General features: G+C 71.0%; 31 protein-coding genes. 19 read left to right on the plus strand and 12 right to left on the minus strand.

Annotated features, from left to right (window positions below; genetic code table 11):
• Positions 1 to 23 precede the first annotated feature (23 nt).
• Positions 24 to 836, minus strand: a complete 813-nt coding sequence (locus J5X86_RS41865) for a response regulator transcription factor (RefSeq protein ID WP_208521872.1) — start codon at positions 834 to 836, stop codon at positions 24 to 26.
• A 254-nt stretch (positions 837 to 1,090) separates the two neighbouring features.
• On the opposite strand from J5X86_RS41865, the gene J5X86_RS41870 reads away from it, so the two are divergent.
• Positions 1,091 to 2,020, plus strand: a complete 930-nt coding sequence (locus J5X86_RS41870) for an alpha/beta hydrolase (protein WP_243982847.1) — start codon at positions 1,091 to 1,093, stop codon at positions 2,018 to 2,020.
• 26 nt (positions 2,021 to 2,046) lie between these two features.
• On the opposite strand, the gene J5X86_RS41875 is transcribed toward J5X86_RS41870, so the two are convergent.
• Both J5X86_RS41875 and J5X86_RS41880 read right to left on the minus strand, forming a co-directional pair.
• Positions 2,047 to 4,005, minus strand: coding sequence for an ABC transporter ATP-binding protein (locus tag J5X86_RS41875; RefSeq protein WP_279595702.1), 1,959 nt, complete (start codon positions 4,003 to 4,005; stop codon positions 2,047 to 2,049).
• A complete protein-coding gene (locus J5X86_RS41880; protein ID WP_208521873.1) occupies positions 4,002 to 5,744 on the minus strand; it encodes an ABC transporter ATP-binding protein in 1,743 nt (580 codons plus the stop codon). Before J5X86_RS41880 ends, J5X86_RS41875 begins: the two co-directional genes overlap by 4 nt.
• 121 nt (positions 5,745 to 5,865) lie before the next feature.
• Between J5X86_RS41880 and J5X86_RS41885 the strand changes: the two genes are divergently transcribed.
• The 7 genes from J5X86_RS41885 (at position 5,866) to J5X86_RS41910 (ending at position 10,350) form a co-directional block, all read left to right on the plus strand.
• Positions 5,866 to 6,141: a MoaD/ThiS family protein gene (locus J5X86_RS41885; RefSeq protein WP_208521874.1), complete on the plus strand. Its 276-nt coding sequence runs from the start codon at positions 5,866 to 5,868 to the stop codon at positions 6,139 to 6,141.
• An 11-nt stretch (positions 6,142 to 6,152) separates the two neighbouring features.
• Positions 6,153 to 7,547 (plus strand): hypothetical protein, encoded by a 1,395-nt coding sequence (locus J5X86_RS41890; RefSeq protein WP_208521875.1) that lies wholly within the window; start codon positions 6,153 to 6,155, stop codon positions 7,545 to 7,547.
• Between the two features lie 83 nt (positions 7,548 to 7,630).
• Positions 7,631 to 8,317, plus strand: coding sequence for a DUF2993 domain-containing protein (locus J5X86_RS41895; protein ID WP_208521876.1), 687 nt, complete (start codon positions 7,631 to 7,633; stop codon positions 8,315 to 8,317).
• 211 nt (positions 8,318 to 8,528) lie between these two features.
• Entirely contained in the window at positions 8,529 to 8,609 is an 81-nt protein-coding gene (locus tag J5X86_RS53070; RefSeq protein WP_351229977.1) for an Ms5788A family Cys-rich leader peptide, read from the plus strand.
• Positions 8,610 to 8,762: 153 nt separating this feature from the next.
• Positions 8,763 to 9,602 carry a sulfurtransferase gene (locus tag J5X86_RS41900; RefSeq protein WP_078642749.1) on the plus strand — a complete coding sequence of 280 codons (840 nt, stop codon included), beginning with the start codon at positions 8,763 to 8,765 and terminating at the stop codon, positions 9,600 to 9,602.
• Positions 9,603 to 9,646: 44 nt separating this feature from the next.
• On the plus strand, positions 9,647 to 9,934 hold the full coding sequence (locus tag J5X86_RS41905; protein ID WP_028814639.1) for a DUF1416 domain-containing protein: 288 nt from the start codon (positions 9,647 to 9,649) through the stop codon (positions 9,932 to 9,934).
• Between the two features lie 158 nt (positions 9,935 to 10,092).
• Entirely contained in the window at positions 10,093 to 10,350 is a 258-nt protein-coding gene (locus J5X86_RS41910; RefSeq protein ID WP_014053929.1) for a DUF3099 domain-containing protein, read from the plus strand.
• 135 nt (positions 10,351 to 10,485) lie between these two features.
• On the opposite strand, the gene J5X86_RS41915 is transcribed toward J5X86_RS41910, so the two are convergent.
• Positions 10,486 to 10,851 carry a DsrE family protein gene (locus J5X86_RS41915; protein ID WP_208521877.1) on the minus strand — a complete coding sequence of 122 codons (366 nt, stop codon included), beginning with the start codon at positions 10,849 to 10,851 and terminating at the stop codon, positions 10,486 to 10,488.
• 272 nt (positions 10,852 to 11,123) lie between these two features.
• Here J5X86_RS41915 and J5X86_RS41920 point away from each other — a divergent pair, with 272 nt between their 5' ends.
• The 3 genes from J5X86_RS41920 (at position 11,124) to J5X86_RS41930 (ending at position 13,272) form a co-directional block, all read left to right on the plus strand.
• Positions 11,124 to 11,687: an FABP family protein gene (locus J5X86_RS41920; RefSeq protein ID WP_078642748.1), complete on the plus strand. Its 564-nt coding sequence runs from the start codon at positions 11,124 to 11,126 to the stop codon at positions 11,685 to 11,687.
• A 133-nt stretch (positions 11,688 to 11,820) separates the two neighbouring features.
• The gene (locus J5X86_RS41925; protein WP_208521878.1) at positions 11,821 to 12,297 is read left to right on the plus strand and encodes a Fur family transcriptional regulator; all 477 of its coding nucleotides are present in this window, start codon (positions 11,821 to 11,823) and stop codon (positions 12,295 to 12,297) included.
• 9 nt (positions 12,298 to 12,306) lie between these two features.
• Positions 12,307 to 13,272: a folate-binding protein YgfZ gene (locus J5X86_RS41930; RefSeq protein ID WP_208521879.1), complete on the plus strand. Its 966-nt coding sequence runs from the start codon at positions 12,307 to 12,309 to the stop codon at positions 13,270 to 13,272.
• A gap of 39 nt (positions 13,273 to 13,311) precedes the next feature.
• Here the strand turns inward: J5X86_RS41930 and dtd are convergent, their stop codons facing one another.
• Positions 13,312 to 13,737, minus strand: a complete 426-nt coding sequence (gene dtd, locus J5X86_RS41935; protein ID WP_043237681.1) for a D-aminoacyl-tRNA deacylase — start codon at positions 13,735 to 13,737, stop codon at positions 13,312 to 13,314.
• A gap of 146 nt (positions 13,738 to 13,883) precedes the next feature.
• On the opposite strand from dtd, the gene J5X86_RS41940 reads away from it, so the two are divergent.
• The gene (locus J5X86_RS41940; RefSeq protein ID WP_208521880.1) at positions 13,884 to 14,522 is read left to right on the plus strand and encodes an ABC transporter substrate-binding protein; all 639 of its coding nucleotides are present in this window, start codon (positions 13,884 to 13,886) and stop codon (positions 14,520 to 14,522) included.
• Between the two features lie 174 nt (positions 14,523 to 14,696).
• Positions 14,697 to 15,944 (plus strand): GNAT family N-acetyltransferase, encoded by a 1,248-nt coding sequence (locus tag J5X86_RS41945; RefSeq protein WP_208521881.1) that lies wholly within the window; start codon positions 14,697 to 14,699, stop codon positions 15,942 to 15,944.
• A 106-nt stretch (positions 15,945 to 16,050) separates the two neighbouring features.
• Here the strand turns inward: J5X86_RS41945 and soxR are convergent, their stop codons facing one another.
• Positions 16,051 to 16,512 carry a redox-sensitive transcriptional activator SoxR gene (gene soxR, locus J5X86_RS41950; protein ID WP_208521882.1) on the minus strand — a complete coding sequence of 154 codons (462 nt, stop codon included), beginning with the start codon at positions 16,510 to 16,512 and terminating at the stop codon, positions 16,051 to 16,053.
• Positions 16,513 to 16,564: 52 nt separating this feature from the next.
• Here soxR and J5X86_RS41955 point away from each other — a divergent pair, with 52 nt between their 5' ends.
• Positions 16,565 to 17,191 (plus strand): NADPH-dependent FMN reductase, encoded by a 627-nt coding sequence (locus tag J5X86_RS41955; RefSeq protein ID WP_208521883.1) that lies wholly within the window; start codon positions 16,565 to 16,567, stop codon positions 17,189 to 17,191.
• Positions 17,192 to 17,238: 47 nt separating this feature from the next.
• Here the strand turns inward: J5X86_RS41955 and J5X86_RS41960 are convergent, their stop codons facing one another.
• Together J5X86_RS41960 and J5X86_RS41965 are read right to left on the minus strand one after the other, a co-directional pair.
• A complete protein-coding gene (locus tag J5X86_RS41960; protein ID WP_208521884.1) occupies positions 17,239 to 17,982 on the minus strand; it encodes an ABC transporter permease in 744 nt (247 codons plus the stop codon).
• Positions 17,975 to 18,979 (minus strand): ATP-binding cassette domain-containing protein, encoded by a 1,005-nt coding sequence (locus J5X86_RS41965; protein ID WP_208521885.1) that lies wholly within the window; start codon positions 18,977 to 18,979, stop codon positions 17,975 to 17,977. The genes J5X86_RS41960 and J5X86_RS41965 overlap by 8 nt, the downstream gene beginning before the upstream one ends.
• A 119-nt stretch (positions 18,980 to 19,098) precedes the next feature.
• Here J5X86_RS41965 and J5X86_RS41970 point away from each other — a divergent pair, with 119 nt between their 5' ends.
• Both J5X86_RS41970 and J5X86_RS41975 read left to right on the plus strand, forming a co-directional pair.
• Positions 19,099 to 19,848, plus strand: a complete 750-nt coding sequence (locus J5X86_RS41970) for a TetR/AcrR family transcriptional regulator (protein WP_208521886.1) — start codon at positions 19,099 to 19,101, stop codon at positions 19,846 to 19,848.
• Between the two features lie 136 nt (positions 19,849 to 19,984).
• Positions 19,985 to 20,788 carry an NAD(P)H-dependent oxidoreductase gene (locus J5X86_RS41975; protein WP_208521887.1) on the plus strand — a complete coding sequence of 268 codons (804 nt, stop codon included), beginning with the start codon at positions 19,985 to 19,987 and terminating at the stop codon, positions 20,786 to 20,788.
• Here the strand turns inward: J5X86_RS41975 and J5X86_RS41980 are convergent.
• The 4 genes from J5X86_RS41980 to J5X86_RS41995 form a co-directional block, all read right to left on the minus strand.
• Entirely contained in the window at positions 20,785 to 21,318 is a 534-nt protein-coding gene (locus J5X86_RS41980; protein ID WP_208521888.1) for a GNAT family N-acetyltransferase, read from the minus strand. The two genes, J5X86_RS41975 and J5X86_RS41980, sit on opposite strands and share 4 nt — an antisense overlap.
• 183 nt (positions 21,319 to 21,501) lie before the next feature.
• Entirely contained in the window at positions 21,502 to 22,383 is an 882-nt protein-coding gene (locus J5X86_RS41985) for an aldo/keto reductase (RefSeq protein ID WP_208521889.1), read from the minus strand.
• 42 nt (positions 22,384 to 22,425) lie between these two features.
• Positions 22,426 to 23,646 carry an RNA polymerase sigma factor gene (locus J5X86_RS41990; protein WP_208521915.1) on the minus strand — a complete coding sequence of 407 codons (1,221 nt, stop codon included), beginning with the start codon at positions 23,644 to 23,646 and terminating at the stop codon, positions 22,426 to 22,428.
• A gap of 116 nt (positions 23,647 to 23,762) precedes the next feature.
• Positions 23,763 to 24,119, minus strand: coding sequence for a YciI family protein (locus J5X86_RS41995; protein ID WP_208521890.1), 357 nt, complete (start codon positions 24,117 to 24,119; stop codon positions 23,763 to 23,765).
• Between the two features lie 214 nt (positions 24,120 to 24,333).
• Here J5X86_RS41995 and J5X86_RS42000 point away from each other — a divergent pair, with 214 nt between their 5' ends.
• The 3 genes from J5X86_RS42000 (at position 24,334) to J5X86_RS42010 (ending at position 25,953) form a co-directional block, all read left to right on the plus strand.
• The gene (locus tag J5X86_RS42000; protein ID WP_208521891.1) at positions 24,334 to 24,756 is read left to right on the plus strand and encodes a helix-turn-helix transcriptional regulator; all 423 of its coding nucleotides are present in this window, start codon (positions 24,334 to 24,336) and stop codon (positions 24,754 to 24,756) included.
• Positions 24,757 to 24,774: 18 nt separating this feature from the next.
• The gene (locus J5X86_RS42005; protein ID WP_208521892.1) at positions 24,775 to 25,488 is read left to right on the plus strand and encodes a hypothetical protein; all 714 of its coding nucleotides are present in this window, start codon (positions 24,775 to 24,777) and stop codon (positions 25,486 to 25,488) included.
• A 120-nt stretch (positions 25,489 to 25,608) separates the two neighbouring features.
• Positions 25,609 to 25,953 carry a DUF2516 family protein gene (locus J5X86_RS42010; RefSeq protein ID WP_237299075.1) on the plus strand — a complete coding sequence of 115 codons (345 nt, stop codon included), beginning with the start codon at positions 25,609 to 25,611 and terminating at the stop codon, positions 25,951 to 25,953.
• Positions 25,954 to 25,972 lie beyond the last annotated feature (19 nt).

The following is a 25,972-nucleotide window of genomic DNA, read 5'->3' on the forward strand; positions in this document are numbered from 1 at the left end:
GCGCGAAGTCTACGCGGGTCCAGCTAGCTGTTGGCCGGTCGTGCGACAGCGGGCCTCGCCGCGGAGCCGGGCGCCCCGCCGGGGTGCTCGCCCCGCGCCGTGTCGCCCGCCGCGGCGCCCCGCGCCGCGGCCTTGGCCCGGGCCTCCTCGGCGGCGCGCTCGACCTTCTCCGGCGCGACGAAGCGGTAGCCCACATTCCGCACGGTGCCGATCAGAGACTCGTGCTCCGGGCCCAACTTGGCGCGCAGCCGCCGGACGTGGACGTCCACGGTGCGGGTGCCGCCGAAGTAGTCGTAGCCCCAGACCTCCTGCAGGAGCTGCGCCCGGGTGAAGACCCGGCCGGGGTGCTGGGCGAGATACTTCAGCAGCTCGAACTCCTTGAATGTGAGATCGAGCACACGCCCCTTGAGCTTGGCGCTGTAGGTGGCCTCGTCGACCGACAGATCGCCGTTGCGGATCTCCATCGGGCTGTCGTCGGTGGTGATCTGCTGGCGGCCCATGGCCAGCCGCAGCCGGGCCTCGACCTCCGCCGGGCCCGCGGTGTCCAGCAGGACGTCGTCGATGCCCCAGTCGGCGGTGACGGCGGCCAGCCCGCCCTCGGTCACCACCAGGATCAGCGGGCAGCCGGGGCCGGTGGACCGCAGCAGCTGGCACAGGCTGCGCACCTGCGGCAGATCGCGGCGGCCGTCGATCAGGATGGCATCGGCTCCCGGCGTGTCCACCAGGGCCGGGCCTTCGGCGGGAGCCACCCGCACGCCGTGCAGCAGAAGGCCGAGGGCGGGAAGCACCTCCGTCGAGGGCTGGAGTGCGTTTGTCAGCAGCAGGAGGGAACTCATCGTCCACCACCCGCCCCGGCCATGTTCTCGAGGTTGTGCACGCTTCGCTCGCCCATTACGTCGGTTCCTCCTCGGTCCCTTGCGAGAGGGGCACCTCCCGGGCCGTGCCCGGGGGAGTATGCGGCTACTACTTCGTACAGTCACGCCCCGCGCCCTTGGAGCGACGGTGCGCTCATACGCGCACCCCGCCCTGAAAGCGCAAAAGGACCCGGGGGCTACGTTGCCCGGATCCTCTTCACGACAGAATAACCCACATGACATGTGCCCGAGAGGCTCAATCTGCTCCCCGTTGTCCTTCCAAGGTCATTACGGGGGAGCGGCGGGCCACGCTGCTGACCGATGACGGCGTCTCGATCGAGGCACTGTACGAGCCTTCCCCGGTGCCCGGCACCGAACCCTCCGACCATCTCGTGCTGGTGGTGGGGCATGGGTTCACCGGCGCCTTGGAGCGCCCCGCGCTGCGCCGGGTGGCGTCGGCGTTTCGCCAGCGTACGGCCGTGATCACGTTCTCGTTCCGGGGCCATGGCCGGTCCGGCGGACGGTCCACGGTCGGCGATCGCGAGGTGCTGGACCTGGCCGCCGCCGTGCGCTGGGCGCGTCGCCTCGGGCATCGGCGGGTCGTCACGGTCGGCTTCTCGATGGGCGGGTCGGTGGTGATCCGGCAGGCGGCGCTGTACGGGAAGAACGAAGAATTTCAGCCGGTGCACATTGCACACGATGGGGAGCGCACAGGGCGCTCACCGGGGCGCACGGACCCCGCGGCCAGCGCGCCTGACACGGCGGCCGACGGCGCGGCGCCCGATGCCGTGGTCGCGGTGAGCGCACCCGCCCGCTGGTACTACCGGGGCACCGCGCCCATGCGGCGGGTCCACTGGGCGATCACCCGGCCGACGGGCCGGCTGGTCTCCCGCTACGGGCTGCGCACCCGGATCGACCCGCGCGGCTGGGACGTCGATCCGCTGTCCCCGGTGGCCGCGGCGCCGCTGATCGCGCCGACGCCGCTGCTGATCGTGCACGGCGACCGGGATCCGTACTTCCCGCTGGACCATCCGCGGATGCTGGCGTCGGCGGCGGACCCGTCCGCCTCGGAGCTGTGGATCGAACCGGGCTTCGGCCACGCCGAGACCGCCGCCTCCCCCGCCCTGCTGGGCCGCATCGCCGACTGGGCGGCGACCCACGTCTGAGGAGGCGGCCCCACTTATTCGGCCTCTTATTCGGCCTCCGCCACCGGCTCCGCGAACTGGGACGCGTACAGCCGGGCATACGCACCGCCCGCCGCGAGCAGCGCGTCATGTGAGCCCTGCTCCACGATCCGCCCCGACTCCATCACCAGGATCACGTCCGCGTCCCGGATGGTCGACAGCCGGTGCGCGATCACGAAGCTGGTACGGCCGCTCCGCAGCGAGGCCATCGCCCGCTGGATGAGGACCTCGGTACGGGTGTCGACCGAGCTGGTGGCCTCGTCCAGCACCAGGATCGACGGCTCGGAGAGGAACGCCCGGGCGATCGTGATGAGCTGCTTCTCCCCGGCGCTGACATTGGAGCCCTCCTCGTCGATCACCGAGTCGTAGCCGTCCGGCAGGGTCCGCACGAAGCGGTCCACATAGGTGGCCTTCGCCGCCTCGACGATCTTCTCGAAGGTCGCCCCTTGCGCGCCGTACGCGATGTTCTCGGCGATCGTCCCGCCGAACAGCCAGGTGTCCTGCAGCACCATCCCGATATGGGAGCGCAGCTCCTCCCGCGACATCTCGGCGATGTCCACCCCGTCCAGCGTGATCCGCCCGCCGCTGACCTCGTAGAACCGCATCAGCAGATTGACCAGCGTGGTCTTCCCGGCGCCGGTCGGGCCGACGATGGCCACGGTCTGCCCGGGCCGCACTGACAGCGACAGGCCGTCGATGAGCGGCGTGTCCGGCTGGTAGCGGAAGGAGACCTCCTCGAACGCGACCTGCCCCCGCACCGCCTCCGGCCGCCGCGGGTCCACCGGCTCGGCGCTCTGCTCGGGCGCGTCCAGCAGCTCGAAGACCCGCTCGGCGGAGGCCACGCCCGACTGCACCATGTTGGCCATGGAGGCCACCTGGGTGAGCGGCTGGCTGAACTGCCGGGAGTACTGGACGAACGCCTGGACATCGCCGATCGACAGCGCGCCGGAGGCCACCCGGAGCCCGCCGACCACGGCCACCAGCACATAGTTGAGGTTCCCGATGAACATCATCGCGGGCTGGATCAGCCCGGAGATGGACTGAGCCTTGAAGCCCGCCGCGTAGAGCTTGTCGTTCTGCTCCCGGAACAGCTCCGCGGACTCCTTCTCCCGCCCGAAGACCTTCACCAGCGAGTGGCCGGTGTACATCTCCTCGATATGGGCGTTGAGCTTGCCCGTGGTCTTCCACTGGGCGACGAACTGCGGCTGGGCGCGCTTGCCGATGCGCGTCGTCACCCACACCGAGACCGGGACGGTGATCAGCGCCACCAGCGCCAGCAGCGGCGAGATCCAGAACATCATCGACAGCACGCCCACGATCGTCAGCAGCGAGGCCATGATCTGGCTGAGGGTCTGCTGCAGCGTCTGCTGGATGTTGTCGATGTCGTTGGTGGCGCGCGAGAGCACCTCGCCGCGCGACTGCTTGTCGAAGTACGACAGCGGCAGCCGCGCCAGCTTGTGCTCCACGTCCTCGCGCAGCCGGAAGACCGCCCGCTGGACGATGCGCGTGGCCACCCGCGCCTGCACCAGGCCCAGGAGCGAGGCGATGACGTACAGCGCCGTGGCCCACAGCAGCACGATGGCGACCGCGTGGAAGTCGATGCCCTGGCCGGGGGTGACGTCCATCGAGGCCACCATGTCGGCGACCGTGCCCTGGTCCCTGTCGCGCAGCCACTGGACGGCCTGCTCCTTGTTCGCCCCCTCGGGCAGCTGCCGTCCGATGAGGCCCGCGAAGATCAGGTCGGTCGCCTCGCCGAGGATCTTCGGACCCGCCACCGCGAGCGCGACGCTGCCCGTGCCCAGCGCGAGCACCAGCAGCGCGATACCGCGCTCGGGGCGGAGCCGGGCCAGCAGCCGGCGGCCGGAGCCGCGGAAGTCCAGGGACCGCTCGGTCGGCTGCCCGCCCATGAAGCGGCCGGGTCCGGCGGCGGGCGCCGGGCCCCTGCGGGGTGCCGAGGTGCCGCTCATGCCGCCTCCTGTTCGGTGAGCTGGGAGAGCACGATCTCGCGGTAGGTCTCGTTGCCGGCCATCAGCTCGCCGTGGGTACCGGTGCCGACGATCCGCCCCGCGTCGAGCACCACGATCAGATCCGCGCCCCGGATGGTGGACACCCGCTGGGCGACGATGACGACCGTCGCGTTCTCCGTCTCGTCCACGAGCGCCGCCCTCAGCCGGGCGTCGGTGGCGTAGTCGAGTGCGGAGAAGGAGTCGTCGAAGAGATAGACGGACGGCCTGCGGACCAGGGCCCGGGCAATCGCCAGCCGCTGCCGCTGACCGCCGGACACATTGGTCCCGCCCTGGGCGATCGGGGCGTCGAGGCCGGCCTCCATGGACTCCACGAACTCCCGTGCCTGGGCGGTCTCCAGGGCCCGCCACAGCTCTGCGTCGGTGGCGTCGGGATTGCCGTACCGCAGGTTCGAGGCGACGGTGCCGGCGAAGAGATACGGCTTCTGCGGAACGAGCCCGATGTTCCGGGTCATCACCTCCGGGTCGAGGTCGCGCACATCCACCCCGTCGAGGTGGACGCTGCCGTCGGTCGCGTCGAACAGCCGCGGCACCAACCCGAGCAGGGTCGACTTGCCGCTGCCGGTGGAGCCGATGACGGCGGTGGTCCGGCCGGGCCGGGCGATCAGCGAGATGTCGCGCAGCACCGGCTCGTCGGCGCCGGGGAAGCGGAACTCCACGCCCCGCAGCTCCAGCAGCCCTCGTCCGGCGTCGGAGGGCGCGGCCGTGACGGGCACGAGGGGCGGTACGACACTGGTCTCGGTGTCCAGCACCTCCTGTACGCGCTCGGCGCACACCTCGGCCCTCGGCACCATCATGAACATGAAGGTGGCCATCATCACGGACGACAGAATCTGCGCCAGATAGCTGAGGAACGCGGTCAGCGCGCCGATCTGCATCCCGCCGCTGTCGATCCGGTGCCCGCCGAACCAGACGACGGCCACGCTGGAGACGTTCACCACCAGCATCACGGCGGGGAACATCAGCGACATCAGCCGTCCGGCCCGCAGCGAGACGTCCATCAGCCCGGTGTTGGCGGCGGTGAAGCGGTCGCGCTCATGGGTGTCGCGGACGAAGGCGCGAATGACGCGGATACCGGTGATCTGCTCGCGCAGCACCCGATTGACGGTGTCGATGCGGTCCTGGACATGGCGGAACAGCGGCCGCATCCGGCGGACGATGAACGTGACGACCACGCCCAGGACCGGAACGATGAGCAGGAGCAGCCCCGACAGCGGAACGTCCTGGTTGAGCGCCATGACCACACCGCCGACGCACATGATCGGCGCCGAGACCATCAGCGTGAACGCCATCAGGCACAGCATCTGCACCTGCTGCACATCGTTGGTGGTGCGGGTGATCAGGGACGGCGCCCCGAAGTGGCCCATCTCACGGGCGGAGAAGGACTGCACCCGGTCGAAGACGGCGGCGCGCACATCGCGGCCGAGCGCCATGGACGTACGGGCGCTGAAGTAGACGGCTCCCGCGGCGCACACGATCTGAACAAACGTGACGGCGATCATCAGCCCGCCGACACGGACGATGTAGCCGGTGTCGCCCTTCACCACTCCGCCGTCGATGATGTCCGCGTTCAGCGCGGGGAGGTAGAGGGTGGCGAGGGTCTGCACCAGCTGCAATAAAACGATCAGCGTGATCGTTCGGGTATAGGGCCTCAGATATGCCCGTATCAGTCGTACCAGCACACCGAAACCTTAAGTGACGCACGCCCCGAACCGGCCGTATTTTCGACGAACCGCGCGTGGTCCATGGCGCGGGCCCGCACCCGTCATCATGGAGGCGGCAGATGACGGGAAAGGGATCGCGATGGCGATGAAGAACACGCCCGCCGGGACCATCCGGTACTGGGCCGCCGCCCGCGCCGCGGCCGGTACCGCGGAGGAGCCGTACGCCGCGCGGACACTGGCGGAGGCGCTCGAGGCGGCCCGGGAGCGGCACACCGCACGGCCGGAGTTCGCGCGCGTGCTGCTGCGCTGTTCGTTCCTGGTCGACGGAACCCCGGTCGGCACCCGCGACCACAAGACGATCCAACTCGCCGAGGGCGGCACGGTCGAGGTGCTCCCGCCGTTCGCAGGAGGGTGAACCCCGAGCTCATGAGCAATCAGCCGCACCAGCCCAACGAGCCCCAAGAGCCTCACCAACAGAACCCGCAGAACCCGCAGCAGTACCAGCAGCCGTATCCCCCGTACGGGTCGTACGAGGCTCCTTACGGCGGATACGACCAGAGCGCGCATCCTTACGGCGGCAATGGCGGCAACGGCGGCCCGGGCAGCAACGGCGGCCACGGTCAGGGCGCCCAGCAGCCGGCCGACTGGCCGGGGTACGAGGGCTATCCGCAGCAGCAGGGGTACGCCCAGGCCCAGCCGCAGCAGTACCAGCACCCGCAGCAGCAGTACCAGCAGCAGCCATACGCGGATCCTTACGCCGCCCAGCAGGGGCACCAGGGACACCAGGCGCACCAGGGCCAGCACCCGAACCAGGGCTACCAGGCCCATCAGGGGCAGTACGCCCAGGGCTGGGATCAGCAGCAGCACCCGTACCAGCCCGCCGCCCAGCACCCTGCCCAGCCTCCGCACCCGGCCCAGCCCCGCACCGCGACGCAGGCCCAGCACGCACAATCCGAGCAGCCTCAGGCCCAGCAGCCCCAGGCCGCGCCCGCCCCCGCGACGGCAACCGCAACCGCGACCGCCGAGCCGCCCGCCCCGCAGCCGGACCGGCCGCTCACCGCCGCCGAGAAGGCCCGCGCCGAGGGCCGTCCGCAGATCCTCCCCCCGGGGCTCGTCCCCGCCGCGCTGACCGCCGTGCTCGCCGGCCTGCTCGCGGCCACCGCGCCGCTGGGCCGCCCGGCGGTCGCCGTCGTGGTGGCGGTGTTGCAGGCGGTCACGGCGGCGGGCTGGTTCCGGCTGAACGGCATGTGGCCCGCCCGGCAGGGCATCGCCCTCGCCTACGCGGGCGGTCTGGCCGCCAGCATCGGCCTGCTCGCCACCGAGCCCGCGCACGCCCCGACGGTCCTCATCGGCACCATCGGCGTCTGGCTGCTGCTGGTGGTGATCCTCCAGCTACGCAGCCACGCCTCCGCGGACGAGCGGCTGTACGGGCTGACGGCCGCTGTGGCGTCGACGGCCCTTACGGTGCTCGCGGCCGGCCATCTGGCCGCCGTCGCCGAGTCCTCGGACGCCGTCGTGGTGGGGGCGGCCGCCGTCGCCGTGGCCGTGCTCGTCCGGGCGCTGCCGCTGCCGACCGCCGCCGCCGTCGTGGTCGCGCTGGCGGCCGCCACGGGCGCCGGGGTCGGGGCCGGGCAGCTCACCGGAACGGGCACCTCCACCGCCGCCCTGCTCGGGTTCGCGGCCGGGGCGTGTGCGCTGATCGGCCACCGGGTCGCCAGCTACGACTACCCCTCGCGCTTCGTCCATATGACGGCCGGCGTGGCGCTGCCGCTCGCGGCCGCCGCCCCCGTGGTCTATGTGATCGGCCGCGCACTGGGCTGACTCCCCGGCTCCCGCTCGGCCGCTCCGGATAGGCTCGCAGCCTCAGGCGAGGGCCTGAGCAAGAGCCTGGGGGACCCACGCACATGCGCGCACTACGCATCACCTTGATCGTCGTCGTGATACTCGGCGGCCTCTTCGTGGCCGCCGACCGCATCGCGGTGTACGTCGCGGAGTCGAAGGCCGCAGACAAGATCAAGAGTTCGCAGGGCCTGACCACCACGCCCAATGTCTCGATCAAGGGCTTCCCCTTCCTCACCCAGGTCGCGGGCAAGGAGCTGGACGAGGTCGACGTCGGTGTGGACGGGCTGACCACGGCCACGGGGGACGGCCGCAGCGTCCGGGTCACCGAGCTCGACGCGAAGCTGCACAACGTCCGCATCTCGGGCAGCTTCTCCTCGGCCAGCGCCGACCGCGCCACCGGCTCGGCCCACATCAGCTACGCGGACCTCTCGCAGGCCGCCGGTCCGGGGGTGACCGTCGGCTACGACCCGTCGGGGAGCAACAAGGTCAAGATCACCGGCAGTCTGCTGGGCCTCACCCTCACCGCCCACTCCCAGGTCACCATCGTGAACGGGACCACCATCCGGCTGCACGCCGAGTCCATCCCGGGCGGCAGCATCCCCCAGTGGGAGGACAAGGTGCGCGAGAAGGCCGACATCGAGCGGAAGATCGAGGGACTGCCCACCGGCATGCGGCTCGACAAGGTGGAGACCACCAAGGACGGCATAGACGTCTCGGTCACGGGTAATAACGTCCAACTGACGGGCTGACGCGATCAGCACCAGGGGCGCCCGATCTCGCCCCAGGTCCATTCACTGAGACGATCTCGTCCGCATACATGACCGCCCGTGGCCTTCGCCTGCCCGGGCGGCCCCGCCTCCGGGGCCTTCACCCCTCTCTCATCTCACTCCCCGGACGATAATGTCTCACCATTCGACACGCCGGTGACATGCCCGCCTGTCCGTCCCTACGATCGGACCCATGAAGCGACAGGCGGATCTCACGAAGCGGCGGGCAGTCGACCTGTGCCGCGTCGCCGCCATGCTCTGTCGCCCCGTCTGAACGGGACGCGGTCCGGCACGCCTCGGACCGGCCCCCTCCTCGGCCCGTCAGCCGGGCCTTCCCGCACTTTCGCTCGTACGCTCGCCGCACGCCCCGTGCGGCGCCGCGTCGCGAGCGTGCCCGTACCGCCGCAACTGCCCCGGAGGAGAGAACATGAGCCGCAGTGACGTCCTGGTGGACGCCGAGTGGGTCCAGGCCCGGATCGACGACCCCAAGACGGTCATCGTCGAGGTGGACGAGGACACGTCGGCCTACGACAAGAACCACATCAAGAACGCCGTACGGATCGACTGGAAGCAGGACCTCCAGGACCCGGTGCGCCGTGACTTCGTCGACCAGGCCGGCTTCGAGAAGCTCCTGTCGGAGAAGGGCATCGCCAACGACGACACGGTCGTCCTCTACGGCGGCAACAACAACTGGTTCGCGGCGTACGCCTACTGGTACTTCAAGCTCTACGGCCACCAGGACGTGAAGCTCCTCGACGGCGGCCGCAAGAAGTGGGAGCTCGACTCCCGCGACCTGGTCGCCGAGGTGCCGACCCGCGCGGCGACCGAGTACAAGGCCAAGCCGCAGGACGCCTCCATCCGCGCCTTCCGCGACGAGGTCGTGGAGGCCATCGGCTCGCTGAACCTCGTCGACGTGCGCTCCCCCGACGAGTTCTCCGGCAAGCTGCTCGCCCCGGCCCACCTCCCCCAGGAGCAGTCGCAGCGTCCGGGCCACGTCCCGAGCGCCCGCAACATCCCCTGGTCGAAGTCGGCCAACGACGACGGCACCTTCCGGTCCGACGACGAGCTCAAGGAGATCTACGAGAGCGCGGGCGTCGACCTGGCGAAGGACACCATCGCCTACTGCCGTATCGGTGAGCGCTCCGCTCACACCTGGTTCGTCCTGCACGAGCTCCTGGGCCAGACCAACGTCAAGAACTACGACGGCTCCTGGACCGAGTACGGCTCGCTGGTCGGCGTGCCGGTCGAGCTCGGCGCCGACAGCTGACCCCTCTCCCCCGAACGCGCCCCCGAAGGTAAGGACAGACATCCATGTGTGGAGCCAAGGCCGGCGGCCCCGACGCCTCGACGATCAAGCCCGGTGAGACCACCATCCAGGGTTCGGTGACCCGCGACGGCGAGCCCGTCACCGGCTACGTCCGGCTGCTGGACAGCACCGGCGAGTTCACCGCCGAGGTCCCCACCTCCGCGACCGGACAGTTCCGTTTCTACGCCGCGGAGGGCACCTGGACGCTGCGTGCCCTGGTTCCCGGCGGCACCGCGGACCGCACTGTTGTCGCCCAGAAGGGCGGGCTGGCGGAGGTCGCCATCGCCGTCTGACGCGTGACGGCGCGTCGTGACACACGGCCGGAGGGCCGCACCCCGGGGTTGGACGCCTCGGCGGGGTGCGGCCCTCCGTCTGTCTGCGCGGGGCCCGTCCTCTATCGGCGCGGGTCCTTCATCTGTCGGCGCGGCGGTCCCGGACGTACGCTGGACATATGTACGCGCGACGCCGCCACGCATATTTTTTCCTGATGGGCGCGTGTCTGACGCTCTTCATCTCGGCGTGGGCCTTTGTGCGCTTGTGGTCCGTACCCGCCGCGGTCGCGATGTGCATCGTCGCCATGGTGATCCCGCCCCTGGCCGCCATAGTGGCCAATCGCCGGGGCCCGGACGACCGATGGTGGGATGAGTCGGGAGACGAGGAATCCGACCGGTGGTGGCGGGAGCTGGACGAGCACAACCACCGGCATTGACCACCAGCACAACCGCCCCGGCCGATCGGGGCCCGGCAGGGGCCACTGACCGGGCCCCGGCCGGGGCGCCCAGGACCGCCCTGGTAGCCCGGGGTGTTCGGGACCGCCCTAGTAGCCGGGGCGCCCAGGACCGCCCTAGTACACGAGCGCCTGGACGCCGTCGGGCATGATCTCGCTCACGAAGACCTGAGCACCCGCGATCCGGGCACCCTCGATCAGATCCTTCTCCTCGATCTCCCGGCGCGCCGCGCACTGGGTGCACACCGTGATCATGCCGCCGCCCGTAAGGATGCCGTCGATCAGATCCGGCAGCGGCGCCGCATGCGGCAGTTCGAACTCCGCCGCCCGGCCCGGCAGCGCGAACCACGTCGACTCCCCGGTCAGCCAGAGCGAGACCTCGACCCCGCTCGCCGCGGCCACCGCCGCCACCGTGAACGCCTGGGAGCACCGCTCGGGAGCGTCCGCGCCCGCCGTCACCTTGATCACCAGCTTCTTCGCCATACGCCAACCTTAGGGTCGGCACGGTGGGCCGGGCGCCGCACGGCGACCTGTCTCCACCGGCCGCCCTGGCGCCGACTAGACTCGGTGCCGTCCGTCATCTGTTCCGAGGAGCGCGCTCGTGCTTGAGGCTTTCTTCACCACCCTGATGATCCTGGTCGCCGTGGCCACGCTCGGCTTCGCCGCGCTGACCTGGAAGAAGCTGTACCAGGGCCAGCGCTGACCCCCTCCCGCCCGGCCGTCACGGCTCGACTCTCGACAGATCGCCTGAATTCATGATCCAGATTCCCTCCGACCTCCACCCGGACCTCGTACCGCTCGCCTTCCTCCTGGGCAACTGGGAAGGCGCGGGCGTATCGGACTTCCCCGGGGCCGAGAAGTGCAACTTCGGCCAGGAGGCCACCTTCACGCACGACGGCCGCGACTTCATCGAGTACGTCTCGCACACCTGGGTGCTGGACTCCGAGGGCAAGAAGGTGCGCCCCCTGGAGACCGAGTCCGGCTACTGGCGGATCGACAAGGACCGCAAGGTCGAGGTCGTGATGAGCCGGGACCAGGGCATCGTCGAGGTCTGGTACGGCGAGCTCGCGGAGGGCAAGCCGCAGATCGACCTGGCGACGGACGCGGTGGCGCGCACCGCGCACGCGGCCCCGTACGCGGGCGGCAAGCGGCTGTACGGCTACGTCAACAGCGATCTGATGTGGGTCGGCGAGAAGGCCACCCCCGAGGTCGAGCTGCGCCCGTACATGTCCGCGCATCTGAAGAAGGTCGTCGACCCCCGGGAGTGGGCCAAGGACCTCAAGGACCTCCCGGACGACGGGATCGCCTTCTTCCGCTGAGTGCTTCCGGGCTGTTCCGCCTCGGAGCACGTCCGGGCCGTTCCACCTGCCGCCGGGCCCGGCTCTTCCGTGCCGCGGCCGGTTCTGCCCTGCGCGTCCGGCCGGTGACCGCGTGCCCGCCTACACTTGCACCGTGGCGACCACCGACTGGAAGAGCGATCTGCGGGAGCGCGGCTACCGGCTGACCCCGCAGCGCCAGCTCGTGCTCGAAGCCGTCGATCATCTGGAGCACGCCACTCCGGACGAGATCCTCACCGAGGTGCGCCGCACCGCGAGCGGCGTCAACATCTCCACGGTCTACCGCACGCTGGAGCTGCTGGAGGAGCTGGGCCTGGTCAGCCATGCCCATCTCGGCCATGGCGCCCCCACGTACCACCTGGCCGACCGGCACCATCACATCCATATGGTGTGCCGCGACTGCACGGATGTGATCGAGGCCGATGTCTCCGTGGCCGACGCCTTCACCCGGCAGCTCCGGGCGGACTTCGGCTTCGAGACCGATCTGAAGCACTTCGCGATCTTCGGCCGGTGTGCCGCGTGCTCCGCCCGACAGCGCCGTGGAGACGACGGCCAAAACGGCTCCGGTGAGGGCCGAGCCCGCAGGTCGTAGGCTGAGTTCATGAAGAGCCCTTTGCTGTCGCTGCCCGGCGCCGTCCCCGGCGAGGGCCCCGACGAAGGCGTCGCCGCCCACTACGGCGACCTGTTCCGCGAGCAGCGCGCGCTCGCCGACGGCACCGGCTTCGTGGACCTCTCGCACCGCGGAGTGGTCACGGTAAGCGGTGCCGACCGGCTGAGCTGGCTGCATCTGCTGATCACTCAGCACGTCAGCGAACTCCCGCCGGGCCAGGCCACCGAAGCCCTGATCCTCTCCGCCCACGGCCATATCGAACACGCGCTCTATCTCGTCGACGACGGCGAAACGACCTGGGCCCATGTGGAGCCCGACAGCCAGGGCGATCTGATCGCCTACCTGGAGAGCATGAAGTTCTTCTACCGGGTCGACATCGCGGACCGCACCGACGACTGCGCGGTCGTCCACCTCCCGGCGGGCAGCATCACCGAGGCCGCCGAGGACACCGTCGTCCGCGAGACCCCGTACGGCCGGGATCTCTTCCTGCCGCGTGTGCGGCTCACCGACTTCGCCGAGGCGAGCGGGCCGGCGATCGGGGTGCTGGCGTACGAGGCGCTGCGGGTCGAGGCCCACCGGCCGCGGGTCGGCCTGGAGACCGACCACCGCACCATCCCGCATGAGCTGGGGTGGATCGGCTCCGCCGTCCATCTGCAGAAGGGCTGCTACCGCGGCCAGGAGACCGTCGCCCGGGTGCAGAACCTGGGGAAGCCACCGCGCCGGCTGGTCTTCCTCCACCTCGACGGCAGCGAGGTGACGCTGCCCTCCCACGGCGCGCCCATACGACTGGCCTCGGAGGGCGAGGAGGGCCGCCAGCTCGGGTTCATCACCTCCTCGGCCCGCCACCACGAGCTGGGACCGATCGCGCTCGCGCTGGTCAAGCGCAATGTGCCGGTGGACGCGGAGCTGATCGCCGACTCCACGGCCGCCGCACAGGAGACGGTCGTGGAGCCGTGAGACCGGTGCGGTCGCACCAGACCCCCAGGTGAGGTCGCGCTAGACCTCGATCAACACCGTGAACGGGCCGTCGTTCGTGAGCGAGACCTTCATGTCCGCTCCGAACCGGCCCGTTTCCACATGCGCGCCCAGCTTCCGCAGCTGGGCCACCACCTCGTCGACGAGCGGTTCGGCGACCCCGCCGGGCGCCGCCGCGTTCCAGGTGGGGCGGCGCCCCTTACGGGCGTCGCCGTAGAGCGTGAACTGGCTGATGACCAGCAGCGGGGCGGCCGTGTCCGAGCAGGACTTCTCGCCCTGGAGGATCCTTACGGACCACAGCTTGCGCGCGAGCTGGGCCGCCTTCTCCGGAGTGTCGTCATGCGTCACCCCGACCAGCACGCACAGCCCCTGGCCGACGATCTCGCCGACCGTCTCGCCGTCCACGACGACGTTTGCCCCGTCCACTCTCTGTACCACAGCACGCATACCGACCATCATGCCGTGCGTCCATCCGGGGCCGATCGGGTGGAGAGCCGCTGCACAGGGAGCATCACTGGTGGCACGATGCGTGCAGGCGGTGCAAGCGGGCAGGAACTGCGGGAATGACGCATCGCTGGAGGGGACGGACACCAATGACCACACCGGGCACCGGCCAGCCCATGGCCACCGAGGGCCTGCTGCCGCCACGGCCGCCGAGTCAGCGCGGCGGGCGGCTGGCCGATTCCGCCGCCGTGACGGCGCCGACCGTGGCTCCCACGTCCGCGGCGGCGAGCGCTCTGCACGCACTGCGGCTGCCGGAGCTGCGGGCGCTGCGCCGCGCGGCACAGGGCGAGGAGGCGGATCTGAGCTATCTGCGCAGACTGCTGCAGGGCCGGATCGACATCCTCCGCGCCGAGCTGGGCCATCGCCGTGACCCGGCGCCCGCGGCGGCCGCGGCACAGCCGTCCGCCGCGCTGGTGGACCGGCTGCCGGAGATCCTCGCGGACCTCCCCTCACGGCACCGCTCCTCGGCCCGCCATGTCACGCTCGGGACGCCACAGGGCGCCGAGTACGAGCGGCTGGCCGAAGAGATGCTGGCCGAGGTGGGCCTCTCCGATCTGCGGGCCCGTACGGACGAGGAGCTGCGCGGCGCGATGGCCCGCCTCGTCGGCCATGAGCAGCAGGTGTCGCGGCGGCGGCAGGAGCTGCAGCGGACGGCGGACGGCTGCAGCGCGGAGATCGCCCGCCGGTACCGCGAGGGGGAGGCGCAGGTGGACGACCTGCTGGCGTAGGCGTCGGCGGGGTGCTCGGAGGGTGCTCGGGGAGCCGTTCGCGGGGTGCTCGGGGGAGCCGTCCACCAGGTGCTCGCAGAGCGGTCCACAGGGTGCGGTGTGATGAAAGGACCTGGTCCACAGGCTGGGGAAATCGGCGTGCGGCCGGTGGCGGCGGACGCCTAGCGTGTGCGCATGGCCGTCGAACTCCGCACCTCGCTCTCCGATTCCGATCTGACCAGCTGGACCGTCGCGCTCAACACCGGCTTTCTGCGTCCGCCGGAGGCGCCGAAGGAGGAGGTGGAGCTGCGGCGGGAGCAGATAGATCTGTCCCGTACGCAGGGGGTCTTCGACGGGGACCGCTGCGTCGCCACCTTCCGCAGCTTCGCGCAGCGGCTGACGGCGGTCGGCGGGGCGGACGTGCCCGCCGACGCGGTCAGCAATGTCGCGGTGTCGCCCACCCACCGCCGCCGGGGGCTGCTCAGCCGGATGATGGAGCACGATCTGCGCGCCGCCAAGGAGCGGGGCGACGCGGTGGCCACCCTGATCGCGGCCGAATACCCGATCTATGGGCGGTACGGCTTCGGCCCGGGCACCTGGATCACCGAATGGCAGGTGGACGTTCCCCGCGCCGGTCTCGACCCGCGCCATTCGGCTCCGGTGGACGGCGGCCGGGTCGACTTCGCCGACGCCGACGAGGTGCGGAAGCTGGGCCCCGCACTGCATGAGCGGCTGCGCACCCAGCAGCACGGCGTCATCGACCGCCCGGACAGCTGGTGGCGGATCAGCACCGGTCAGCGGCGGTTCCCCAACCGCCCCTGGACCGAGCCGTTCTATGTCCTCTACCGCTCCCCCGACGGCTCGGTGGACGGACTGCTCGCCTATACGGCGGACGACCGCTGGGAGGGCAACAAGCGGCCGCACAACACGGCCACCGTGCTCGAGCTGACCGGAGTCACCCCGGCCGCCGAGCGGGCGCTGTGGCACTTCCTGCTCTCGGTCGACTGGGTGACCCGGGTCAACACCGGCCGGCGCGCCCCGGACGATCTGCTTCCGCTGCTGCTCGGCGACCCCCGCGCCGCCCAGGTCACCCAGCACGCCGACTGGCTGTGGCTGCGCCCGCTGGATGTGCCCCAGCTTCTGGAGACCCGTACGTACCCGGTCGAGGGCTCGCTGGTGCTCGAGCTGCACGACGGCGCCGGGCTGGCCGGTGGCCGCTATTTCCTGGAGGCGGGCCCCGACGGCGCGGCGTGTGCGACCACGGGCCGCCCGGCCGATCTGACCATGGACATCGGCGAGTTGGGCACCCTGTGGCTGGGCGACGAGTCGGCGGTCCGGCTCGCCTCGCTGGGCCGGATAGCCGAGGAGCGCCCGGGCGCCGCCGCCCTGGCGGACCGGCTGCTCCGGACGCCGCGACGCCCTTGGTGCCCCGATGGCTTCTGAGGTTGCGGGGAGCGTCCGGGCCCGGTGGCCGGCGCCCGCCCGACCGGCGCTGGGCGGTCGGCGCTGGGCGGTCGGCGCTGGGCGGTCGGCGCTGGGCGGTCGGCGCTCAGCAGCAGGACTTGAGCAGTCGGCGCGCGCCCGCGCCCTGCTCACCGAGCCTGTCGTACGGGTTGGCCAGCGCGCATTTGTCGATCGACAGACAGCCGCAGCCGATGCAGTCGGTGAGGTGGTCGCGGAGGTTCTCCAGCTGTTCGATGCGCTCGGTGATGTCCGCGTGCCAGCATTCCGAGATCCGGGCCCAGTCGTCCTTGGTGAGGACGTGGTCCTCGGGGAAGAGCGCGAGCACCTCCCGGATTCTCCCCAGCGGGATGCCGACGCGCTGCGAGGAACGGACGAAGGCGACCCGGCGGAGCGTATCGCGGGTGTAGCGGCGCTGATTGCCGGAGGTGCGGCGGCTGTGGATCAACCCCTCGCGCTCATAGAAGCGCAGCGCGGAGGCGGGCACTCCGCTCCGCTGCGAGAGCTCGCCGACCGTGAGCTCATGGGTCTTCCAGGTCAATTGCGTCATAGGGCCGAGGGTAGCTTGACTTCAACCTTTGTTTAAGTCCGAGGCTCTTCCCATGGCTACTGACACCGCCGTATCCACGGCCGCAGCCCCTACCGACACCGACTCCCCCATCCGGCTCGCCGTCATCGTCGGCAGCACCCGCGACGGCCGCTTCGCGCCGAAGGTCGCGGAATGGTTCGCCGGCCATGCGACGCTCCGCTCCGATATGACCGTCGATGTCATCGACCTTGCCGAGACCCCGCTACCCATGGACCTCACCCACCGGCCCGGCCCCGATGACCTCGCGGCCCTGGAGGCCGTGACGCCCCGGCTGGACGCGGCCGACGCGTTCGCCGTGGTCACGCCCGAGTACAACCACAGCTACCCCGCCTCCCTGAAGAACGCGATCGACTGGCACTTCACCCAGTGGCAGGCCAAGCCGATCGGCTTCGTCTCCTACGGCGGCATCTCCGGGGGCCTGCGCGCGGTCGAGCATCTGCGGCCGGTGTTCGCCGAGGTCCACGCCGTGACCGTCCGGGACACGGTCAGCTTCCACAACGCGCACGGGCTCTTCGAGGAGGACGGCCGGCTGAAGGACTCCGAGGGTCCGGACACCGCCGCCGGGGCGATGCTCAACCAGCTCGCCTGGTGGGCACGGGCCCTGCGCACCGCCCGCACCACCCACCCGTACGGCACCTGACGGCACCGGCGGCGCCGACCCCCGTCGCGGCGCCGCCGGGCCGTGGCTCAGGCGGTGCGGCGACGGAAGAGCACCCCCGACGCCCCGGCCGCCACCGCCAGGATTCCGCCGCACCACACCAGGGCCTGCCAGGCACTGTCACCGACCGGCCGGTCCAGCAGCAGCGCCCGCAGCGCCTCGATGACCGGGGTCACCGGCTGGTGCTCCGCGAACCCGTGCAGCCAGCCCGGCATGGTGTCGATCGGCACGAACGCGCTGCTGGGATACGGCAGGAACATCATCAGGAACGTGAACCCGCCCGCCGCCTCCGGTGACCTGGCGATCAGGCCGAAGCAGGCCGACAGCCAGGAGATCGCGAGGATGAACATCAGCAGGATGCCCGCCACGGCCAGCCAGTCGAGCGGACCGGCGTCCGGCCGGAAGCCGATGAGGAAGGCCACCCCGAAGACGATCGCGGTCGCGACCGCGTTGCGCAGCACGCTCGCGGCCACATGGCCCGCCAGGATCGGGGTGCCGCCGATGTCCAGCGACCGGAAGCGATCGATGATGCCGCCGGTCATGTCATGGGTGACGGTGACCGCCGTGTTGGCCGAGCCGAAGCCCGCGCACAGCAGCATCACCCCGGGGACGACATAGGTGACGTACTCGGTGCCGGTGTGGATGGCGCCGCCGAAGAAGTAGACGAAGACCAGCATCAGCATGATCGGCAGCAGCATGGCGGTGACGACCGCGTCGAGATTGCGCCTGGTCAGCCGGGTCGCGCGGCCGGTCAGAACGATCGCGTCAGACACCGGCCGCCTCCTTCGCTCCCTCGGCGGTGCTCTCGCCCGTGGCGGTACGGCTCTCGCCCTCCGCGGTGTGGCCGGTCAGGGCCATGAAGGCGTCGTCGAGTGTGGCGCTGTGCACGGTGAAGCGGTCCACGGCGCGGCGCTCGGGGTCGATCTCGTCGAGCAGGGCCCGCACTTGGGCGGCGCTGCCGTCCGTCGCGACGCCCAGCGTCAACCGGTCGGCGTCGCTCCATACGAGCCGTACGCCCAGTTGGCGCGCGGCCCTCTCGTACCCGGCGACGTCGCAGAACACCAGGTCCAGCCGCCGCCCGGCGACGCGCTCCTTGAGTTCGGCCGAGGTGCCCTCGGCCACCACCCGGCCGCCGTCCACCACGGCGATGCGGTCGGCGAGTTGGTCGGCCTCGTCCAGGTACTGGGTGGTGAGGAAGACCGTCACCCCGTCCGTCACCAGCCCCTTGACCACGTCCCACATGGCCTGCCGGCTGCGCGGGTCGAGTCCGGTGGTCGGCTCGTCGAGGAAGATCACCTCGGGGTGGCCGACCAGGCCCGCGGCGAGGTCGAGCCGGCGGCGCATCCCGCCGGAGTAGGTGCCCACGGTGCGGCGGGCGGCGCCGGTGAGGTCGAAGCGCTCCAGCAGTTCCCGTGCGCGGCCGCGGGCCTCGGTGCGGCCGAGCCGGGTCAGCCGCCCCATCATCAGCAGGTTCTCCTCGCCGGTCTGCATCTCGTCCACCGCGGCGTACTGACCGGTGAGGCTGATGGCGCGGCGGACGCGGCGGCGGTCGGTGATGACGTCGAAGCCCGCGACGCGGGCCCGCCCGGCGTCCGGCGGTGTCAGCGTGGACAGGATCCGCACGGTCGTGGTCTTGCCCGCCCCGTTCGGGCCGAGCAGCGCGAAGACGCTGCCGCGTGCGACCGACAGATCGACGCCCCTGAGCACCTTCACCGCCCCGTAGGACTTCTCGAGGCCACTTGCCTCAATGGCGGCTGGTTGATGGGCCATGGTTCCCCCGTTTCCTCTTCTGCGTATGGCATACACTCTACTGCGTAGGGTATACACATCTCTAGGATGGCGGTCAACCGAGCGGACATGAGCACACGCACGCATGGAGGTCCCGAGGCATGGCCACCGAGGAGAACGGCACCGGCCTGCCGGCGAGCATCGAGGCCGCCTGGGGGCTGCGGGAACGCCCGGGCAAGGGGCCCCGCCCCGGGCTGACCCTGGGCCGGATCGTCGACGCCGCCGTCGGGATCGCCTCGGCGGACGGCCTCGGCGCGGTCTCCATGAGCCGGGTCGCGGCCGAACTCGGTGTCTCCACGATGTCCCTGTACCGCTATGTCTCGGCCAAGGACGAACTGCTGGTGCTGATGGAGGACGCGGCCTACGGGCCACCGCCGCCCGGCGACCCGGCGGAGGACTGGCGGGCCGGGTTCACCGACTGGGCCTGGGGGCTGCGCACCGCCCTCGCCCGTCACCCCTGGGTGGTGCGCATCCCGATCAGCACCCCGCCCTCGACACCCAACTCGGTGGCCTGGATGGAGCGCGGACTGGCCTGCCTCCACCGCACCAGCCTCAGCGAGGGCGAGAAGGTCTCCGTACTGATGCTGGTCAGCGGCTTCGTCCGCAACGAGGCACGGCTGACCACCGACCTCCAGGCAGCCAACCGACGCACCGGAGACAGCCTCGAAACCTCGATGGCGGCCTGGGCCCGGCTGCTGGAGAGGGTGACCGACGCCGAGCGCTTCCCCGCGGTGACGGCGGCGCTGCGGACGGGGGAGTTCGGCGCACCGGGCGGCCCGGACGACGAGTTCGTCTTCGGCCTGGAGCGGATTCTCGACGGGGTGGAGGCGCTGGTCAGCGCGCGGAGCTGACCGTCTGGGCCCTGGAGCCCCGCACCCGCGCCGCATCTGCCGCCGGCCCCTGACCGTCAGGGCCTGGCCAGATATTTGCACATCCTGGCCATTCGGCCACTCGTCGGCCCGGGGCCCGTTTCCCAGCATGGTGGTCATGAATGTGCTGTGGATTTTCGCCCACCCCGAACAGCGGTCCCTCAGCGGCGCGTTGCGCGACGAAGGTCTGCGCGCCCTGCGGGAGGCGGGCCATGACCACCGGCTGTCCGATCTCTACGCGATGCGCTGGAACCCCGTGGTCGACGGTGCTGACTTCCGCCATGACGCGAGCGAACGCCTCATCGTCGGGGCCGCCTCGCGGCGCGCCTACGACGCGGGGACGCTGAGCGAGGACATCCGCGCCGAACAGGAGAAGATCGCCTGGGCCGACGCGCTGATCGTGCAGTTCCCGCTCTGGTGGTACGGCATGCCCGCCATCCTCAAGGGTTGGTTCGACCGCGTCTTCGTCAAGGGTTTCGCCTACGGGGTCAGGGGGCCGGACGGACGCACCCTGCGCTACGGGGACGGCAAACTGGCCGGTAAGCGCGCCATGGTGGTCCTGACCGCGGGGGCGCCCGAGGACACGATGGGGCCGCGGGGCGTCAACGGCGACATCGGCGATCTGCTCTTCCCGCTGCACCACGGCACCTTCTGGTACAGCGGGATGTCCGTGCTGCCACCACATGTGGTCTACGGCGCGGACCGGGTACCGGACGAGGCGTACGACGCCCATGCCGCCGGGCTGCGGAAGCGGCTGGCAGCGCTGCCGACAGAGGAGCCGATCCCGTTCCGCCGGCAGAACGGCGGAGACTACGACGAGCGCCTGGTGCTCCGGCCCGATGTCCTGCCGGGCCGGACCGGTCTCTCCGTGCACTACGCATGGCCCCATGCCCCGCGCGCCCAGGGCGCCTTGAGCGACTAGGAGGGCAAGCTCAACGCCAGCCGCCAGTCGTTGCACCGCATCATCGTCCCCAGCGGGTACTCGACCTCGTACTCGCCGACCAGGGCGAACCCGGCCTTACGGCACACCCCGTTCGACGCGGGGTGGCCGACGGACGGATACGCGTGCAGATACCGATGGGTCCGCTGTGCCGCGGCCGCCCGGGCGACCTCCCCCGCGGCCGCGGCGGCGATCCCCCGCCCCTGGAACGGCGGCAGCACGGCCCAGCCGGTCTCGTACACCGACTCGCCCCGCCACTCCCGCTCCCAGTACCCGATGCTGCCGACCGACTCCTCCTCCGGCACCAGCACGATCCGGTACATCCGCCCGGCGCCCGGCCCCGTCAGCTCCGCATACCGCCGATGGCGGACCAGGATCTGCTCCTCGCTCTCCGGTCCGCCCAGGTGGCTCGTCATCTCCGGACTGTTGACGCCACGCAGCAGCTCGAGGCAGGACGCGCTGTCCTCCCACGGCTCGAGCCGCACCCGCACCCCGCTCGCCCCACCGGACATCCGCCGCCTCCCGCCGTCAGCACACCCTGCGCCCGCGTTGCCGTCCATTCGACCACGGGGGTACGACAACGGCGCCGCGCCCAGGCCCCGGCCCGGCCCGGCCTCTGCCCGCCCGGCCCGGCGTCAGCCCGCCCAGCCCGGCGCCGGTCCGCCCAGCCCGGCGCCGGTCCGCCCGGCCCGGCGTCAATCCGCCACCGGCTCCAGCAGCGCCAGGTCGTCCTCGTCGAGGGCGATCCGCGCCGCCGCCATGTTCTCCTCAAGGTGGGCCAGTGAGCTGGTGCCGGGGATCTGGATGATCGCGGGCGAGCGGGCGAGCCCCCAGGCGAGGGCGATCTGATGCGCGGTCGCGCCGTGCCGCTCCGCGACCGTACGCAGGTTCCCGCTCTCCAGGGCGGTGTGGCCGCCGCCCAGCGCGAAGAACGGCATATAGGCGATCCCGGCCCCGGCGCACTCGTCCACCAGCGCCCCATCGGCCTGATCGAGCACCCCGAACCGGTTCTGCACCGCCGCGACGGGCGCGATCGCGCGGGCCTCGGCCAGCTGCTCAGCGCTCACATTGCTCACCCCGAGCCGCCGCACCAGCCCTTCCTCCCGCAGTGCGGCCAGCGCGGCGAACCGCTCCCCGAGCGGCACCCCGCCCACCGCCTTGAGCCGCCCCACCCGCAGGTAGACCAGGTCGAGCGCGTCGACGCCGAGCTGCCGCAGGTTCTCCTCGACCAGACCCCGCAGCTGCTCAGGCCGCGCCTCCGCGTACATCTCGCCGGTCGCGGTGCGCAGCGGCCCGACCTTGGTGGCGATGGTGACGTCCTCGGGGTACGGATGCAGGGCCTCACGCAGGATGTCGTTGGCCCGCTCGGTGGCGGAGAAGTAGAAGGCGGCGGTGTCGATATGACGGGCGCCCAGCTCCACGGCCCGCCGTGCGACCGCCACGGCCGTCGCACGCTCGACGGCGGGACCGGCCCACCGCCCCGGCAGCTGCATCGCGCCGAAACCGAGCCGATCGGCCGGTGACGAGGAGTGAGAGAACAAGGACGGAGATGAGGGGGATGCGGAGGATGAGTTCATGGGGCAGCATGCGCACCTTTTCGCCCCGACCACAAGATCGGATCAGCCCGAGGACCGCTCCAGCAGCAGCGCCCGCTCACGGGCGTTACGAGTCAGGGCCGCCGCCCGGGCGAACTCCGCCCGGGCCTCCTCATGCCGCCCCAGGCGCTCCAGCAGATCCCCGCGGACGCTCGGCAGCAGGTGGTAGTCCTTGAGGGCCGGTTCCTCCGCCAGCGCCTCGACCAGCTTCAGACCGGCCGCGGGCCCTTCCGCCATCGCGACGGCGACCGCCCGGTTGAGCTCCACCACCGGGGACGGGGCCAGCGCCATCAGCCGGCCGTAGAGGGCGGCGATGGCCGTCCAGTCAGTGTCCTCGTAGCGGATCGCCCCTGCGTGGCAGGCGGCGATGGCGGCCTGGAGGGAGTACGGGCCATGGCCCGCGCGCTGCAGGGCCTCGACGCCCCGACGGATGAGCAGGCGGTTCCACTTGGTGCGGTTCTGGTCGGCGAGCAGCACCGGCTCACCGCCGGGGCCGGTGCGCGCCGCGATACGGGAGGACTGGAACTCCAGCAGTGCGGCCAGTCCGTGGACTTCGGGCTCCTGGGGCAGCAGCCCGGCCAGGACCCGCGCCAGCCGCAGCGCGTCCTCGCACAGGGCCGGGCGCACCAGATCGTCGCCCGTGGTCGCGGAGTAGCCCTCGTTGAAGACGAGGTAGATGACCTCCAGGACCGAGGAGAGCCGGGCGGTCCGGTCGTCGCCGTACGGCACTTCGAAGGGGACGTCGGCCTGGGCGAGCGTCCGTTTGGCCCGGACGATGCGCTGGGCGACCGTGGGCTCCGGGACCAGGAACGCGCGGGCGATCTCCTCCGTCGTCAGCCCGCCCAGCAGCCGCAGGGTGAGCGCGACCCGGGCCTGGGTGGACAGCACGGGATGGCAGGCGGTGAAGATCAGCCGCAGCAGATCGTCGTCGATGTCCTCGGCGGTGCGGGCGAGATCCGCCGGGTCGGGCGGTGAGACGTCCTCCAGGGCCCGGCCGACCTCCGCCAGCTTGCGTGCGTAGGTCTCCTTACGGCGTACGAGATCGATCGCACGGTGCTTGGCGGTGGCCATGAGCCAGGCGCCCGGATTGTCCGGCACTCCCGACTCCGGCCACCGCTCCAGCGCGGTGACCAGGGCGTCCTGCGCGAGTTCCTCGGCCAGCCCAACGTCCCGCACGATGCGGGCGACGCCTGCGATGATCCGCGCGGACTCGATCCTGAAGACCGTTTCGACCGTTGCGGCGATTTCAGTGGTTTCAGCCGTCTCGTCTACTTGAGCCGCTTTCGCCGCATCGGCCGGGCTTGCTGCCGTCACGGCCCCTATCAGAGCAGCCGTACGGGGACGGAGCAAGCACTGCCGACTCAGCCCGCGACGATCTCGCGGACCTCGACGGTGATGGTCCAGAACTCCTCATGGGTCCGCAGGAACCGCTTGGCCCACTCCACGGCCTCGGCCTTGTCCTTGGCCTCGACGATGGAGTAGCCGCCGATGACCTCCTTGCTCTCGGTGAAGGGGCCGTCGGTGCAGCTCATCTTCCCGCCGGACCAGGTGACCCGGGTGCCCTCGGAGGTCGGGGTGAGCCCGGCCGTGTCCAGCATGACCCCGGCCTTGGTCATCTCCTCGATCAGCGCACCCATCCGCTCCATGAGCTCGGGGCTGGGGCCCTCGGCGGGGGCGTTCTGCTCATCGACGCGGATCATCGACAGATAGCGCGGCATGGTGACTCCTCATTCGACAGACGAAGCGAGATTCGGGACGGAGGCCGGGGGCTTCCCCTCCTCTCACCCCTGCGTCGAACGGGCGCCGCCCGGATCGACAGACCCCACCAGATTTTTTTCGCCGAGGCCGTACCGCCCCGGCCCCGCCATGACACGCGCCACTATTGCAAGCAAATGCTTGCAATAGTTAGCACTCCTGTTGCAGCATCGAGGTATGGCATCACTCAACGTCGGCAACCTCGGCGAGTTCCTGCGCGAGCAGCGGCGCAGTGCGCAGCTGTCACTGCGGCAGCTGGCCGATGCGGCCGGGGTGTCCAATCCGTACCTCAGCCAGATCGAGCGCGGGCTGCGCAAGCCGAGCGCCGAGATCCTGCAGCAGCTGGCGAAGGCGCTGCGGATATCCGCCGAGACCCTGTACGTACAGGCGGGGATCCTCGACGAGCGGGACCGCGAAGAGACCGAGGTGCGCAGCGTGATACTCGCCGACCCCTCGATCAACGAGCGGCAGAAGCAGGTACTGCTCCAGATCTACGAGTCCTTCCGCAAGGAGAACGGGCTCCAGACCGCCTCGGACGACATCTCCGCTCCCTCCGACACCTTCGGCACCGGCGCCGACGTCGCCACACCCTCGAACTGATCCGGGAGGACCATCACCATGGCCATCACCGACGACGTACGCAAGACCCTGACCGACCCGACCCCGCTGTACTTCATGGCGGGCACCGCCGATCTGGCCGCCCAGAAGCTCAAGGAGGTGCCGTCGCTCGTCGAGAAGATCGTCGCCGAGGCCCCGGAGCGCCTGAACTCGGTGCGCAACACCGACCCCAAGGTCGTGCAGGAGCGGGTCTCCCAGCAGGCCAAGGAGGCCCAGGGCAAGCTCAACGAGGTGCTGGGCTCGCTCGACACCGACATCAAGCGGCTGCGCGACACGGCGCAGGACCTCGCCCTGCAGGGTGTGGGCCGGGCCGCCGAGCTCGCCGTGAAGGCGCGGGAGCGGTACGACGAGGTGGCCGAGCACGGCCAGGAGGTCGTGCGGACCTGGCGCGGTGACGCGGCCGACGAGGTCGTCGACATCGCCGGTGCGATCGAGCCCCACGAGGGGCGGGACGGCCACGCGGCGGCCGGGTCGAAGGCTCCGTCGCAGTCGGTCTCCATGGACTCGTCCAAGGAGGCGCCGAAGTCGGCGGCCAAGCCGGCCACCCCGGCCCCGTCGAGCAACTCGGGCCAGTCGGGTCACTCCGGCCAGTCGGGCCACTCCGGCGCGCAGACGTCCGCGGCCTCTTCGTCCTCCCAGGCCAAGAAGGCCCCGGCGCGCGGCAACAAGCCCGCCACCCCCGCCAAGCGGCCGGAGCCGAAGTCGGCCGGCTGACGAGCGCACGTCCACGACCGGGCCGGGTACGCCGGGTACGCCCTGCGTGCCCGGCCCGGTGTGCGGGTACGGTGGCCCGCAGAGACGCTTCCCATACATATCTTCTAGGCGGTGGATGGCGTGCTGGTTGAAGGCTTCGGCAAGCTGATGTACTGGGTCTCCTGGGCCCTGCTCCTCTTCAGCCTCTTCGCCTTCGTCGACTCGGCGATCCGCCGGGATGACGCGTACCGGGCGGCGGACAAGCAGACCAAGGCGTTCTGGCTGATCATCCTTGGCCTCGCCGCCGCGGTGAACTTCTTCATGGGAATCCTGGACTTCTTGCCGATCATCGGGCTCATCGCGACGATCGTGTACATCGTCGACGTCCGGCCCGCGCTGCGGCAGGTCTCCGGCGGTGGCCGCCGCTGGCCGCGCGGCCGCGGCTCCAGCTCCGACGGCCCTTACGGACCCTTCAACGGCCACTAGGACGGGCCGAACGGCCTGC

This window comes from Streptomyces sp. NEAU-YJ-81 (assembly GCF_017592595.1).
GTDB lineage: Bacteria > Actinomycetota > Actinomycetes > Streptomycetales > Streptomycetaceae > Streptomyces > Streptomyces hygroscopicus_B.

Bases quoted from the DNA above. Each gene is read 5' to 3' on its own strand.
- J5X86_RS41865 (WP_208521872.1), bottom strand. From the start codon at position 836: ATGAGTTCCCTCCTGCTGCTGACAAACGCACTCCAGCCCTCGACGGAG.
- J5X86_RS41870 (WP_243982847.1), top strand. From the start codon at position 1,091: ATGACATGTGCCCGAGAGGCTCAATCTGCTCCCCGTTGTCCTTCCAAG.
- J5X86_RS41875 (WP_279595702.1), bottom strand. From the start codon at position 4,005: ATGAGCGGCACCTCGGCACCCCGCAGGGGCCCGGCGCCCGCCGCCGGA.
- J5X86_RS41885 (WP_208521874.1), top strand. From the start codon at position 5,866: ATGGCGATGAAGAACACGCCCGCCGGGACCATCCGGTACTGGGCCGCC.
- J5X86_RS41890 (WP_208521875.1), top strand. From the start codon at position 6,153: ATGAGCAATCAGCCGCACCAGCCCAACGAGCCCCAAGAGCCTCACCAA.
- J5X86_RS41895 (WP_208521876.1), top strand. From the start codon at position 7,631: ATGCGCGCACTACGCATCACCTTGATCGTCGTCGTGATACTCGGCGGC.
- J5X86_RS53070 (WP_351229977.1), top strand. From the start codon at position 8,529: ATGAAGCGACAGGCGGATCTCACGAAGCGGCGGGCAGTCGACCTGTGC.
- J5X86_RS41900 (WP_078642749.1), top strand. From the start codon at position 8,763: ATGAGCCGCAGTGACGTCCTGGTGGACGCCGAGTGGGTCCAGGCCCGG.
- J5X86_RS41905 (WP_028814639.1), top strand. From the start codon at position 9,647: ATGTGTGGAGCCAAGGCCGGCGGCCCCGACGCCTCGACGATCAAGCCC.
- J5X86_RS41910 (WP_014053929.1), top strand. From the start codon at position 10,093: ATGTACGCGCGACGCCGCCACGCATATTTTTTCCTGATGGGCGCGTGT.
- J5X86_RS41915 (WP_208521877.1), bottom strand. From the start codon at position 10,851: ATGGCGAAGAAGCTGGTGATCAAGGTGACGGCGGGCGCGGACGCTCCC.
- J5X86_RS41920 (WP_078642748.1), top strand. From the start codon at position 11,124: ATGATCCAGATTCCCTCCGACCTCCACCCGGACCTCGTACCGCTCGCC.
- J5X86_RS41930 (WP_208521879.1), top strand. From the start codon at position 12,307: ATGAAGAGCCCTTTGCTGTCGCTGCCCGGCGCCGTCCCCGGCGAGGGC.
- dtd (WP_043237681.1), bottom strand. From the start codon at position 13,737: ATGCGTGCTGTGGTACAGAGAGTGGACGGGGCAAACGTCGTCGTGGAC.
- J5X86_RS41940 (WP_208521880.1), top strand. From the start codon at position 13,884: ATGACCACACCGGGCACCGGCCAGCCCATGGCCACCGAGGGCCTGCTG.
- J5X86_RS41945 (WP_208521881.1), top strand. From the start codon at position 14,697: ATGGCCGTCGAACTCCGCACCTCGCTCTCCGATTCCGATCTGACCAGC.
- soxR (WP_208521882.1), bottom strand. From the start codon at position 16,512: ATGACGCAATTGACCTGGAAGACCCATGAGCTCACGGTCGGCGAGCTC.
- J5X86_RS41955 (WP_208521883.1), top strand. From the start codon at position 16,565: ATGGCTACTGACACCGCCGTATCCACGGCCGCAGCCCCTACCGACACC.
- J5X86_RS41965 (WP_208521885.1), bottom strand. From the start codon at position 18,979: ATGGCCCATCAACCAGCCGCCATTGAGGCAAGTGGCCTCGAGAAGTCC.
- J5X86_RS41970 (WP_208521886.1), top strand. From the start codon at position 19,099: ATGGCCACCGAGGAGAACGGCACCGGCCTGCCGGCGAGCATCGAGGCC.
- J5X86_RS41975 (WP_208521887.1), top strand. From the start codon at position 19,985: ATGAATGTGCTGTGGATTTTCGCCCACCCCGAACAGCGGTCCCTCAGC.
- J5X86_RS41980 (WP_208521888.1), bottom strand. From the start codon at position 21,318: ATGTCCGGTGGGGCGAGCGGGGTGCGGGTGCGGCTCGAGCCGTGGGAG.
- J5X86_RS41985 (WP_208521889.1), bottom strand. From the start codon at position 22,383: ATGAACTCATCCTCCGCATCCCCCTCATCTCCGTCCTTGTTCTCTCAC.
- J5X86_RS41995 (WP_208521890.1), bottom strand. From the start codon at position 24,119: ATGCCGCGCTATCTGTCGATGATCCGCGTCGATGAGCAGAACGCCCCC.
- J5X86_RS42000 (WP_208521891.1), top strand. From the start codon at position 24,334: ATGGCATCACTCAACGTCGGCAACCTCGGCGAGTTCCTGCGCGAGCAG.
- J5X86_RS42005 (WP_208521892.1), top strand. From the start codon at position 24,775: ATGGCCATCACCGACGACGTACGCAAGACCCTGACCGACCCGACCCCG.